Origin of the sequence: Adhaeribacter aquaticus DSM 16391, from assembly GCF_000473365.1 — a bacterium.
Taxonomy (GTDB): domain Bacteria; phylum Bacteroidota; class Bacteroidia; order Cytophagales; family Hymenobacteraceae; genus Adhaeribacter; species Adhaeribacter aquaticus.
The window spans coordinates 73,034-85,971 of the sequence record NZ_AXBK01000002.1 but is presented as its reverse complement, the minus strand read 5'-3'; the positions used below and the strand labels follow the sequence as shown (position 1 = coordinate 85,971).

The following is a 12,938-nucleotide window of genomic DNA, read 5'->3' as shown; positions in this document are numbered from 1 at the left end:
TTAATGGTAACTATTTAGAAATTGTAAATTATTATGATAAAAGATATTCCAACTCACTTAGATTTTGAGAAAGTAGGGTTACAATGCATTTCAAAAGCCTTCGAAATGCTATATAAAGTGGGTAATCGATATGCAGAAATTGTAGAAGAAGATAGTATCAATGATGAGGTAACGGAAGAAATATTTTGGACACATAATACTATTACAGTCAGAACATCATTAATTGTGCTTTTTCAAGGTATTGAATACCTTATGAAAGGAAAAATAACTGAACAAAGCGCCTTATTACTTATTGAGAATAATAGAACGGACTGGCCATCACTGCCCGAAAAAAAAGATAAGAATTTTGATGAGATGCAGACAATTTCAGGAGAAAATTTATTAAGTGTTTTTTGTGCTATTAATCCTTTACAACTTAATCTGGGTGATTTTGTCAAACAATTTGAAGAACTACGATTAAAAAGAAATAAATTAGTGCATAGCACTGGTGTAGAAACTTTAGATTATAAATATGTAGTAGAGAAAACTCTTTTCTTTTTGTCTGAATTCTACTCTAAGGATAGATGGGTTGGGCTTTTTCGTGAAATGTTTACATCGGAGCCAACGTTTGGTTATTGGGATGCTGATGTTGAAGGTGCATATTTTTATCGAATATTAAATTTTGTTGAAGCTTCACTAACAAAAGGTCAAATTAACAAATTTTTAAACTATGATATAAAAGCCAGAAGATATTTGTGTCCTGAATGTACATATTGGCTCAACAAGCATGAACATAATGGACCAAAACCAAAGTGGGGATTTTTAAAACCTAATACACCAGATTCTACAATACTTGACTGTTTAATTTGTGGTAAAGAATATAGTATTGAACGAAAGGATTGTAAATGCAAATCATGTAAAGGTAATGTTATAAATAGTGATAATATTGAGGATTTATGCTTGTCTTGTTATAATGAAGAAGAATAACGAGTTATTTAGTAAGTATTAAAATGGATGAACAAGATTATATAGTTAGAGAAATCTTTGCTTATTATGGGAGGGCAATGTATTTAGCTCAAGTTATAGAAAAAGGGATATTGTCTATATTACTTTTTAATCAGCAAAAATTTGGGATAACTAAAACGCGATATGATGAATTTCTATATGAAAAATCATCAATGACCTTTGGGCAGTTAAAAAGGGAAATCAAGGAAATCCGTTGTTTTTCAGAATCAGAATTAGATTTTATTGATAAATTCCACGAGAAGAGAGATTTTCTTGCTCATTCATATTGGTGGGAAAGAACAGTAGAATTTTGCGATGAGAATTTGCAGACTAAACTTCTGAATGAGCTAGATGAATTGACTGTCTTTTTTAATATGTTAAATGGAATTGTGGAAAATAAATCCAAATTATTTATTGAAGGTTATGATTTGGATTTAGAAAAGATTAGTAAGGATATACTTGCCCAAGGAGAAACAGTGCCATTGGAAACTTTTAGAAATTTAAAAAAAAATGAGATAGTAATAGATTTGTTTGCATATAAAAATACCGAAAATACCCAAATTCCAATTTTTCAGTTAGAAGATAGTTCGTTCTGGACTGTTTGTGAAATTGGGTTAACTCAATATAAGTTTAAGGTTATTCCAGAGAATAAAATAAATCTAAAAGCAATAGAAGGATTATACCCAATTAATCAATTCAATCCGAGACCTAATATAATAAATCCTTGGAATTATGAACTTGACTTGAAAAGAAAGGGCTTGAAAATGGTAATTAGTAGAGAAAACAATACATCCCCAATGATTTGGAAAATAATAAATACACTTATAACTAATACTTGAAGGTTTTAAAACAAATTTAGCCTATCTAATAGTATCATTCCTTAAGCATTTCTAAATTATGACTTTATCTCATTACTGTATCCAAAATTTAGTGCAATTTATTACTGGAGATGAATATCCTCCTTATAGAAAAGGACCAGAATTGGTTAAGTTGTTTAACTCATTTGGAAGTAGAGACATTTATGATGAACTAGGTTTGCCAGATATAAAAAAAGCTAATGGACAGCGCCCTTCGAGAAAACAGTATGTTGAAACAAGACTATTAGAGCTTTCAGGCAAACATGAAGTGCGACTATTATTAGAGCATATAATAAATGCAGCCAATGATAAATCAACGATTGCTAGCAAAATTAATGAACTAATCCAACCTGAAAAGTTTGGTATTTTAGAAAATAATGGCATTTATTATATTCAAGGTGGAATTATTGACAAAAGGCAGCCAGTAATTAATGAAGCCCATTTTCAGGATATCCAAAATCAAATTCTTGCGGCACTTGACTTAGCACGAGTATCAATTCGGGTATTGATGGCATGGTTTACTAACCAAACACTATTGGATAAATTAATTGAAAAGTATAATTCAGGAATTGACGTTCAAATAGCCATTTATGATGATGGAGTTAATAAAAAGCATGGTGTAGATATTGCTCTTTTACCAAGTAAATTAATCAAACGAGGCCAGAGAGGCGGATTGATGCATGACAAATTTTGTGTAATAGACAATCAAATGGTAATTACGGGCTCATATAATTGGACAAATAATGCAGAGTTTAGAAATGATGAGAATATAACCATTGAAAGGGACCCTGACCAAGCCTCACGATTTTCAGAGGAGTACCGAAGATTAACCACTTAAAAATTATATTTATACTTCTATTCTGCCTTTTTCAACATATCTAACGGCAACCTGTCCCGAATGGCCTGCTTTTTATATTCTGAAGGCGTATAGCCAGTAATGGCTTTAAATTGCTTAGATAGATGGCTTAAACTACTATAATGCAAACGAGCTGCTATTTCGCCCAACGAAAGCTCTTCATAATCCAACTGCGCTTTTATGTATTCAATCTTTTGCAGGATAATGTACCGCTCAATGGTCATGTTTTCTACGGAAGAAAAGGCATGGCTAAGGGTACTGTAATCTTTCCCAATGGCCTGCCCTAAATAGGTAGAATAATTGGTCTTTACTTTTTCTTCTGTATAGTGAATTAAGTCAATCAATAGCGTTTTAATTTGTTCAACTAATTTCAATTTCCGGTCTTCCAGTAACTCAAAGCCATAATCTTCCAGCACTTCCTTTACATTTTCCTTTTCTTCCGGTTCCAAAGGCCGCGCTAATTCTACATATCCTAATTGCACCTCTAAAACGGGTAGCTCCAGCCGGGAAAATTGTTCCTTTATAATACGGATGCAGCGCGGGCATACCATATTTTTGATATGTATGGTAGCCCGGTTTGCAGTGTCTTGTTGGTCCATTAGGAAGAAAAGTGAATTACTAAAAAATTGGTTTATAGGGTAATCGGAACCGGAATGCGCAACTTTTCCCATTGAATTTCAAGGGTTCCTTTATTAGCTCCTGTTGATTTAACCACGTAACGCAGACGCTCCTGGAGCTTATCCGTTTTTTGTGGTTTAACCGTAACCCGGATGATATCATCTTTCTGGGCATATTCATCGGCCAGATGTTGCTCCCAGTTTTTGTTCAGAATAACTACCCATTCTTTTTCTCCCGGTATTGTGAAGAGGGCATATTTACCAGCGGGTATTGCTTTCCCACCTATTTTTAGGGTACCGTTTGTTTCGAGGGTTGTAGCTGAATGTGCGCCGGTAACCCATACCTGCCCGAAGGCCACTAATCCGTTCCAAATTATCCGTTTGCGTACAGCCGGTGAGTGATAATTTATGACCAGGTTAACTTTACCTATTTTCCCGGTCTCTACCGCTTTTAAGCTGCCTTTTAAGTTATCAGCATCTGTTTGCTCCTTAATCACTATGGCTTTGTCTGTTGCCCCATTAGCAGGTGCAGCAGCAGTATTCTTTTTTTCCTGAGTTGGCTGTACTTGCGCAAAGGTGTTCTGGCTATTAGATAACAGAGCGAAACCCAAAGCGGAAAACGTAAAAAGAAATTTTAATCTTCGTTTCATAATTGTTAATTGATTGTTTTTGATTTAAAATTTTATCGAAAAGAGATAGTATTAATGCGCATGTTTTTCCAGGTATTTCCCTTGCGGGCCCACGCCTTCAATGTGCACCAATTGCGCACCATAATGGCCGGCCATGCTGACGGCATAGCCCGCGCCAATCAGGATTACTGCCGCTACAGCAATGCTCCATCGCTTGCCCCGGAAAACAAATAAGCTTAACAATTGGGCAACAAGCCCCAGGCCGGATAAATAAATGGTATACTCCGCGTATTTATCGTGCTGTTCCAATACCAGTTCGGCATGAGCAGAAAGCCCCGACGTGTGGGGGTGGGACCAATGAGAAGAAGCATAAGCAGTTATAAAGCCTACCAGCACCATAATAGTTACCGCCCAGTTCAGTTCTTTCTTCTGAAATAAAATATTCACGAATTGCATCGCCGCCGCAATCATCAGCAGCATTATCGGGAAGTGAACAATCAAGGGATGAATGTGCGGGAAGTCCGCCATGGCCGCGTGTACTTTGGCCGGATTGGCTTCATGCCCGGCATGCTCAGCCGGCGTTACATTTTGTAAAACAGCCGTATCACCCGCTGGCTTCGTTTCCTGCTTAACGGTATCAGCGGTTACGGTAGCATTGGCTTTTTTCTTATGCTTTTCTTTGCCATGTGCCCAAGCTCCAGTCGGGCTGACCAAAAATGTTAAAAACAATAAGGTCAAGAAATAGACCAGATTTTTAGAGGTTTTCATTAGAGAGAGAAGGTTAGAAATATGATTAAATATTATTGCCGGATAACCAAGCCATTCGGTTTTTTGCCTACCGGAATAGTAGTCGTAACAGCATGGTCAGCTACTTTAATCACCGAAACCGTTCCGGCTCCCTGATTCGTAACATAAGCCGTAGCACCATCTTTTGAGAAGGCAATGGCGTGGGCATCGGCTCCGGTAGTAATGCTGCCTTGCAATGTCCACTGGCCATTATTTTCTTTGTAATAAGCTATTTTCCCGTTCGTAGCATCACTTACCCACAGTTCTTGCTGGCCCGGATGATAAGCCACATAACCGGGCTTAAATCCCAGGGTAATCGTTTCGGTAACATTGCCGCTGGCCACGGCTATTTCGGTTACCGTTTGGTCTGTTTCATTATCGGCGTACACATAGCCATTGGCGGCTGGCCACGCCCCTACCGGGTCCTTGCCAACCGGCACCGTTTTTAAAACTGCTTTGGTAGTTGGGTCAATGATAGAAACTGTGGCATCCATGGTATTGGCGGCAAATACTTTGGTGCCGTCCTGCGCAAAGGTTACTTCGGACAGGCCTTTACCGACCTGAATCGTGTTTTTTAGGTTCCAGTTGCCGGTGTTATATACCAATACCTGGCTTTGGTTTTCATCTTCCTGGGCAATCCATAATTCTGAACCGTTAGTATTAAATACCCCATTATGCGGCATTTTCGGCAACATAATTTCCTTTTCTATTTTACCGGTATAACTATTCAGCACCATTACTTTAAAGCCTTTCATGCCTCCGGATCCGCCCATGTCATGACCGGCACTTAAATCAGTGCTCGTAATGGCCACAGCTAATTTGGATTGGTCCGGGCTTAAATTAATATGGTGGGGAAACATGGCCCCATTTAATGACATCTGTACCTTTTGGGTCACGTCATTTAAATTAATGACTTCAATATTGTTGGATTCACCGTTTACTACATAGGCAGCCGGATAATTGATATTCATTTCCTCCTTATCGCCCATATCATCCATGTCGTCCATATCGGCCTCGGTATGGAAGTTACAAGCCGTAAAGCCAAGAATGACCAAGGCTACAATAAGTATTTTCTGCATTTTGTATAACATGACTTCTATCTTTAAATTAAATATTATTGACTAAGCTGCTGCACCAGTACAAATCCAATCAGGCCGGCTAACAAGGCATACCAGGCAATCCGCAGGTAAGGCCTATTGGGCTTAGGTGGTTCAGTTTGACAACAGGATTTCATTTGCTTTTTAATGGTTATGGCCCGCCATTTGGTCAGACCCGTTTTTTAAAACATATTCGCTGTAGAGTAAATAAGCTCCGGTTACTACCACCGTATCCTTGGGGTTCAATCCGCTGGTAATCGCCACCTGGTCTGCACTTTCTGCCCCCAGCTTAACCATTTTGGAATTAAAGGTATTCTTGCCGGTTTTTACCCAAACGTGCGCGCCACGGGCATCCCGGATTACCGCATCGAGGGGCAACGCTAAGGCCTGGTTTGTTTGAGCCGGGAGGTTGATGGTTGCCTGGGTACCGGGAATTAATCTTCCCTGGGGATTGGGCAGTTTAGCCCGCGCCACGACTACCTGGCTGTTTTGCCGGAATTCTGGGTTAATAAATGTTACGGTCGTTTTAATTGGATTCGGCTGGCCTGCCACCGTTACCTCGATAGGCATCCCAACTTTTAAATTGCCCGCTTCCTGGGTATATAATTCTGCCTCTACCCAAATGGAATTAAAGCGTGTTAGCCGGTAAAGCAAACTTCCTTCGGCCACATATACCCCTTCGGCAGCGGCTATTTCGGTTACAATTCCGGAAGCCGGAGCCAGGAACGTGATGCGCGCATCTAAACGGCGGGTACGGGCTACCCGGTTAATCTGTGCTGCTGATAGGCCCATCAGTAACAATTTCCTTTTGGCCGCATCCAGAATAGAGGCAAATTGCCTTTCCTGCGGGAAAGCTTTTACCTGGTCTAAGGCTAATAGATATTCCTGTTCCAGCGTAAGCAGCGATTCACTGTACAAATCATAAAGTGGTTGACCTTTCCGGATGGACCGTCCGGTTTCCTTAATATAGAGCCTTTCAATACGACCGGCAGCGCGGCTGCTGATTAAGTCGGCCTGGGTTTGGTCTATGGCCAATCGGCCTGTCAGAATAGTATTACTTCCTACCTGCTCCATCTGAACCGGGCGAGTAGTTATATTCCCTAATTTTATTTGCGTTTCGCTGAGCATGACGCTACCTGCATTCTTTTCCGCAGCCGTTTGTTTTTTTACCGGTACCAGGTCCATGCCGCAAATCGGGCAGGAACCGGGTGCGCTCTCAACAATCTGGGGATGCATGGGGCAGGTATAGGTGGTAGACGAAGCGGCTGTTCCTGCTGCATCGTTATGCTCATGTTTATCTTTGTTCGTGCAGGCCACCACCAGCAACGCTAAGAGCCAAACACTCAATATTTTTATTCTTTTTTTCATCTGTTATTTTCCGCTACCCGAATGAAACTTTCACTATCTATCAGAAACTGGGCATTCGCAGCAATTACATCCTGATTCTTTAATCCCGAAACAATTTCTACCAAGCCGTCAGCCCTACCGCCCACCTGTACCGATATAGGTTTAAAAGCTCCCTTTATTTTCAGAAAAGCCACCGATTGCGTACCTAAATCCAGCACGGCTTCTTTGGGAGCCCAAAGAGCAGTACCGGTACTGTAGGTAGCTTTACCGGTAATTAGCTGGCCGATTAAGGTAGATTTATTTTGGGAAGGTAAAGAAGCCCGTACCCGTGCGAAATTTTCCCCGGCTTCATAAACCGGTTCGATTAATAATACCTGGGAAGACACACTTTCCGCCGGTGATTGGTTAAAAGTGACGGCAATCGGTGTTCCGGTTTTTAATTGACCGGCCTGGTTACTGGCTACATTAAATTGTGCCCATACCTGGGTGGCATCAATTACCTTTAATAAAGCTTGCCCGGTAGTAACGTACATGCCCTCTCGAATAGCAAAACCATTGCCAGGGGCAGTTGAAGCAATCCCGTTGCTTTGCCCCGTTGAGCCACCTGTACCTCCCATGCCGTTCATACCATCACCTCCCGAAGCCGAAGCAGCCGGAGCGGCTGCCGGAACAGGAGCCGCAGTTACTGCCGGGTCCAGAACATAACCGGTATAAGGACTGAAAACCGAAAAGGTATAGGTTTCCCGCCCCGTCCGGATTAATTGGTTTACCTGACCGGACGTAGCCCCTAACAATTGTAATTTTTGTTTAGCTCCGTTTATCAAGGTGGTATTGGTAGGGTCATTTTTAACCAGGTACAATAATTCTTTTTGTGCTGTTACCAGTTCCGGACTGTAGATATCGTACAGCTTTTGCCCCTTCCGAACTGGCTGGTAGTTAAATTGTACATATAGTTTTTCAATGCGTCCGCCATAACGGGCAGGTATGATGAACTGCCGACGGGTATCATAAGTCACAATACCACTCATGGTGATTTCACTTGTAACTTGTTTTTGTACCGGTTGCGTAGTTTTTATTCGGGAGACTACGGTTTGGTTTGCCGGCTGCAGCAGGTAATTTAAGTCCGAAGAAACTGCCGGTGCCGGAGCATCAGCGGTTTGCTTCGCTACCAGGTTCATACCGCAAATCGGGCATGAGCCAGGTTCATTCCGCACAATTTGCGGGTGCATCGGGCACGTATATTCCAGGTCTTTGGCTGCTTCGGCCACTTCCCCCGACTGGCCATGTTTATCCTGACACGCCGAAAAGGTGAAGGGTACGAACCAGACGAGTAATCCTATTAGCTTATTTTTCCAGTTCTTTCTCATAATTCACGCCAATCAGGTACAATTGCTCCAGGTTGTTGAGGTATTCCATTTGGGCCATGTTCAGGGCTTCCCAGGCATCAATTACCAGTGGTAATTGACCGGTGTTTTGTTCATAGCTGAGCATGGTTGTTTCGTAATTGCGGCGCAGGGCCGGGATGATTTTGGTTTCGTAGTTCTTTACCTGGGTTTGCTTGGTTTGCAGTTCCAATGCCATGCTTCTTATCATGCCCTGGGCTTCGTTTAAAAGATTTTCGCGCCCTTTCTGCATGCCGGCGATTTCCAGGTTCATGGCCCTAATATTAGATTTATACATACGAGATGACCATGGCGCAATCGGAATGGAAACCATGCCCATCGCCGTAAATACCTGCGGCATCATCCGGTCGCGGGGCATCATGTTTTCCAGGCGAATGCTAAAATCCGGCCGGCGTTGCAGATTCTCCAGGCGGAGGTTAAGCCGCATGGATTCAATGGTGCGGTCCAGTTGCCGCACATCACTTCTAAAAGTGCTGATGGTTGCCGTATCTGTTAAAGCGATAGGCTGCGGAATTTTTACCAGGGTATCAACCGAGAAGCGGTTGTCTTTTGGTAGATTCATCAGCATGTTAAGCTGAATATTTTTCATGCCGATTTCACTTTCGTTCATCAGTAACATGTTTTCTACTTCTCCCAACCGCCCTTCGGCTTTGTAAATGCTACCCAGGGTACTTTGGTTATAAGGATAGCGCACTTTGGAAAGTTTAAACATAAACTGCATAATGCGCTGGCTTTCTAACAATACCGCTTTTTTCTTTTCCAGAACGACCATCTGGTAATAAGCCGTTTTCGCCTGGGCACGTAGCTGGTTATAGGTATTTGCTTTTCCTGCTTCTTCAATAGCGGCTTTGGAAAGCTGGTATTTCTCCCGTGCGCGAAGCTTCGCCGGATTAGTTATATCTTGCTCCACTGCCGTCATAATCATGCCTTTGTCGCGCTCCTCCATTATCATCTGGCCCGGATAAGGGTACATAAATACCCCCGCTCCTACCATGGGAGCCATTTGGCTCTTCGCACCGGCGGCCATGGCGTTTTGAGCTTTGGCCCGGTAATCAAACTCCTGCAGCATGGGGTTATTCCGTGCAATCCGGTTTAATACACTATCCAGGGAAACCACCGGGGTTTGCGCATTGGCTGCCAAAGCCAGTACCCAGAGCAAGCCTGTTATATATATTCTAATGTTTAACATCGTAAATTTCAATTTTGCCGTGTTTCTTCAACTCATGCTCTTTGGTCATTTCAAATACTACCGGCGTGACTAATAAAATATGGATAGAAGATGTAAAAACCCCGCCAATCAGGGGAAGCACAATCGGGAGCATTACATCGGTACCTACACCGGTTGCCCAAAGCACCGGAATTAAGCCAAAGAGTGAGACCGATACCGTCATTACTTTAGGCCGCAGCCGCTTGGCCGCCCCCATAAATACATATTCCCGTATATCCTGCTTCGTAATGGTCTGGCTGGAGTTTCCTTTATCAGCTACCAGTTGGTCCATAGCTTCATTCAGGTACACCACCATCACCATAGCCGTTTCTACTGCCAAGCCAAACAAGGCAATAAAGCCCACGGCCACGGCCACGGATAAGTTGATACCATAGAAGTAGACAATAAAAACTCCGCCTATCATAGCAAAAGGAATGGTTACCAAATTCAACAGGGCTTCTTTGAAGGAACCAAAGGAGAAGTATAAAATCAGAAATATAATAACCAGTACCAGCGGAATGATAAATTTCAAGGTCTGATTTGCCCGGATTTGATTTTCCCATTGCCCGCTCCACTCCAGGCGGTAGCCATTAGGTAAGTTTGTTAATTCCGCGTTTAATTTTTGAATGGCTTCCTGTACAGTACTGCCTAAATCCCGGTCACGCACGTTAAATAAAACAGCTCCCCGCAACTGGGCATTCTCCGAAGCAATCATAGGGGGGCCATCCACAAAGCGCACATCGGCCACCGCAGAAAGCGGAACAGTTCCGGCAGCGCTTGTTTTAAGCGGTATCCGGCGGATGCGGTCGAGGCTATTGCGATACTCCTGGGCCAGACGTACGTTGATGGAAAACCGTTGCCGGCCTTCAATGGTATTTCCAATCGACATGCCACCCAGCGCTGATTCTACAACACTATTTACATCATTTACTGATAAGCCGTAGCGGCCTAATTCATCCCTTTTGGTTTGAATCTCCAGATATTTACCGCCGGTTACCGGCTCGATGTATAAATCCTTTACGCCCGGAATGGCCTGTAAAGCATTGCGTACCCGTTGGGAAACAGTTGCGATAGAATCCAGGCTTTGCCCATACACCTTTACCCCTACATCCGTCCGGATGCCGGTAGCCAGCATATTAATCCGGTTAATAATCGGCTGGGTCCAGCCATTAATAACCCCTGGGATTTGCAGTTTTTGGTCTAGCTCCGCTATAATTTTGGCCTTAGTCATGCCTTCCCGCCATTCGGATTCCGGTTTCAGCTGAATAATGGTTTCAATCATGCTGATAGGCGAATTATCCGTTGCCGTACTGGCCCGACCGGCTTTGCCGAGTACCTGAGCTACTTCCGGAACCGATTTAATGATTTTGTCCTGCACTTGCAGAATCCGTTTGGCTTCGGCGTTGGATATATCCGGCAGGGTAACCGGCATAAATAATATTGAACTTTCATCCAAAGGCGGCATAAACTCCGAGCCTAAGCGCAGCAGCATGGGTATGGCAATTAATAAGGCCAATACATTTAAGCCAATAGTTGTTTTTCGCCAATTCAGGCACCAACGTAAAATCGGGCTATAAACTTTCTCCAGACCCCGGTTAATAGGATTACTGCTTTCAGGTTTGAACTTGCCTTTCAGGAAAAAGGAAAGCAATACCGGCGTAACAGTTATGGCCACAAAAGCATCCACAATCAGGATAAATGTTTTTGTCCAGGCCAACGGGCTGAATAACCGGCCTTCCTGCCCGGTGAGCAGGAATACCGGTAAAAACGAAGTAATAATAATAATGGTACTCCAAAACACGCTGGGACCAACCTGTTTGGAGGATTTTTCTATAATTGACAGACGCGTTTCCTTATCCATGATTTTCTTCTTTATGTTGGGCTTCTGCCAAATGCCGGTAAGCGTTCTCTACCATCACAATGGCATCATCTACTATTACCCCAATCGATAGGGCGATACCCGTCAGCGACATAATATTGGAGGAGATGTCAAAGGCATTGAGCAGAATAAAGCCAATGGCAACCGAGAGCGGTAGTTGAATAATGATAATTAAAGCGCTGCGCCAGTGGAATAGGAAAATAAACACAATAACCGAAGCCACTATCATTTCTTCAATCAGTGTGGCTTTCACGGAGTTTACCGAATCGTTAATCAGGCCGCTGCGGTCATACACAATGTTAAACTTCACACCTTTAGGTAACCCTGCCGAAACTTCTTCCATTTTGGTTTTAACATTGGCGATGACTTCCGCGGCATTTTCGCCGTAGCGCATCACCACAATACCTCCTACCGCTTCTCCCTCGCCATTTATATCAAATATGCCTAAGCGGCTTTCACCAGTCATTTGCACGGTGGCCACATCACTAATTTTTATAGGAATAGTATTCTGGGTTACAATGGGAATATTTTCTATTTCTTCCGTGGATTTGAGATAGCCAGTTGTTTTAATAATGTACCCGATATCGCTCATTTCAAATTTGCGTCCACCACTTTCATTGTTATTGGCTCGCACGGCGGCCATTACCTCCGGAACCGACAGGTTATAATAATTTAGTTTATTAGGGTCCAATGTAACTTGGTATTGTTTCTGAAAGCCCCCGAATGATGCAATTTCACTTACACCGGCCACATTCTGGAGTGAGAATTTAACATACCAATCCTGGATGGCGCGTTGCTCGCCCAAGTCCATACCCGGCGCATCCAAGGTGTACCATAAAATATGCCCTACCCCCGTACCATCCGGGCCCAGCGTAGGAATTGCGCCTTCGGGTAGCAAACGGTTGGCATAATTCAGCCGCTCCAGTACCCGTTCACGGGCCCAATAAATATCGGTTTTGTCTTCAAAAATGACGTAAATGAAACTCATGCCGAACATCGATACGCCCCGCACATATTTCACCTGGGGCATGCCTTGCAGGTTCGTCACCAAGGGGTAGGTAACCTGGTCCTCGATGATTTGCGGGCTACGGCCCATCCACTCCGTAAAAACAATTACCTGATTTTCGGATAAATCCGGAATGGCATCAACCTTATTGGTACTTACTGAAAATACCCCCCAACCAAATAATCCGGCTGCTATCAGCAGCACAATCATGCGATTGCGGAGAGAAAATGAAATTAGTTTGCCTATCATAGCGACTTATAAATTACCTCC

At 43.0% G+C, this 12,938-nt stretch carries 12 protein-coding genes; 3 read left to right on the top strand and 9 right to left on the bottom strand.

Annotation, left to right across the window (positions count from 1 at the left end; genetic code table 11):
- The first annotated feature begins 33 nt into the window (after positions 1–33).
- Genes ADHAQ_RS0101070 through ADHAQ_RS24105 form a run of 3 tightly spaced genes read left to right on the top strand, consistent with a single transcriptional unit; the run spans position 34 to position 2,679 of the window.
- Positions 34–966, top strand: coding sequence for a hypothetical protein (locus ADHAQ_RS0101070; RefSeq protein WP_026461358.1), 933 nt, complete (start codon positions 34–36; stop codon positions 964–966).
- Positions 967–989: 23 nt separating this feature from the next.
- Entirely contained in the window at positions 990–1,823 is an 834-nt protein-coding gene (locus ADHAQ_RS0101065; RefSeq protein WP_026461357.1) for a hypothetical protein, read from the top strand.
- A 58-nt stretch (positions 1,824–1,881) separates the two neighbouring features.
- Positions 1,882–2,679, top strand: a complete 798-nt coding sequence (locus ADHAQ_RS24105) for a phospholipase D-like domain-containing protein (RefSeq protein WP_034256425.1) — start codon at positions 1,882–1,884, stop codon at positions 2,677–2,679.
- Between the two features lie 17 nt (positions 2,680–2,696).
- Here the strand turns inward: ADHAQ_RS24105 and ADHAQ_RS0101055 are convergent, their stop codons facing one another.
- The 9 genes from ADHAQ_RS0101055 to ADHAQ_RS28795 all read right to left on the bottom strand — a co-directional run bounded on the left by ADHAQ_RS0101055 (position 2,697) and on the right by ADHAQ_RS28795 (position 12,917).
- Positions 2,697–3,296 (bottom strand): helix-turn-helix domain-containing protein, encoded by a 600-nt coding sequence (locus ADHAQ_RS0101055; protein ID WP_026461355.1) that lies wholly within the window; start codon positions 3,294–3,296, stop codon positions 2,697–2,699.
- 32 nt (positions 3,297–3,328) lie between these two features.
- Complete coding sequence (locus tag ADHAQ_RS0101050) at positions 3,329–3,964, bottom strand: DUF2911 domain-containing protein (RefSeq protein WP_034256423.1); 636 nt, start codon at positions 3,962–3,964, stop codon at positions 3,329–3,331.
- A 51-nt stretch (positions 3,965–4,015) separates the two neighbouring features.
- The gene (locus tag ADHAQ_RS0101045; protein ID WP_026461353.1) at positions 4,016–4,711 is read right to left on the bottom strand and encodes a DUF2231 domain-containing protein; all 696 of its coding nucleotides are present in this window, start codon (positions 4,709–4,711) and stop codon (positions 4,016–4,018) included.
- A gap of 32 nt (positions 4,712–4,743) precedes the next feature.
- Positions 4,744–5,808 carry a YncE family protein gene (locus ADHAQ_RS0101040; RefSeq protein WP_026461352.1) on the bottom strand — a complete coding sequence of 355 codons (1,065 nt, stop codon included), beginning with the start codon at positions 5,806–5,808 and terminating at the stop codon, positions 4,744–4,746.
- A gap of 162 nt (positions 5,809–5,970) precedes the next feature.
- A complete protein-coding gene (locus tag ADHAQ_RS0101030; RefSeq protein ID WP_026461351.1) occupies positions 5,971–7,194 on the bottom strand; it encodes an efflux RND transporter periplasmic adaptor subunit in 1,224 nt (407 codons plus the stop codon).
- Positions 7,191–8,540 carry a heavy metal-binding domain-containing protein gene (locus ADHAQ_RS0101025; RefSeq protein ID WP_026461350.1) on the bottom strand — a complete coding sequence of 450 codons (1,350 nt, stop codon included), beginning with the start codon at positions 8,538–8,540 and terminating at the stop codon, positions 7,191–7,193. The genes ADHAQ_RS0101030 and ADHAQ_RS0101025 overlap by 4 nt, the downstream gene beginning before the upstream one ends.
- Positions 8,518–9,765 carry a TolC family protein gene (locus ADHAQ_RS0101020; RefSeq protein WP_026461349.1) on the bottom strand — a complete coding sequence of 416 codons (1,248 nt, stop codon included), beginning with the start codon at positions 9,763–9,765 and terminating at the stop codon, positions 8,518–8,520. The genes ADHAQ_RS0101025 and ADHAQ_RS0101020 overlap by 23 nt, the downstream gene beginning before the upstream one ends.
- Positions 9,752–11,644, bottom strand: a complete 1,893-nt coding sequence (locus ADHAQ_RS28800) for an efflux RND transporter permease subunit (protein ID WP_051359626.1) — start codon at positions 11,642–11,644, stop codon at positions 9,752–9,754. Before ADHAQ_RS28800 ends, ADHAQ_RS0101020 begins: the two co-directional genes overlap by 14 nt.
- Positions 11,637–12,917 (bottom strand): efflux RND transporter permease subunit, encoded by a 1,281-nt coding sequence (locus ADHAQ_RS28795; RefSeq protein ID WP_026461347.1) that lies wholly within the window; start codon positions 12,915–12,917, stop codon positions 11,637–11,639. Before ADHAQ_RS28795 ends, ADHAQ_RS28800 begins: the two co-directional genes overlap by 8 nt.
- Between the last annotated feature and the right edge of the window lie 21 nt (positions 12,918–12,938).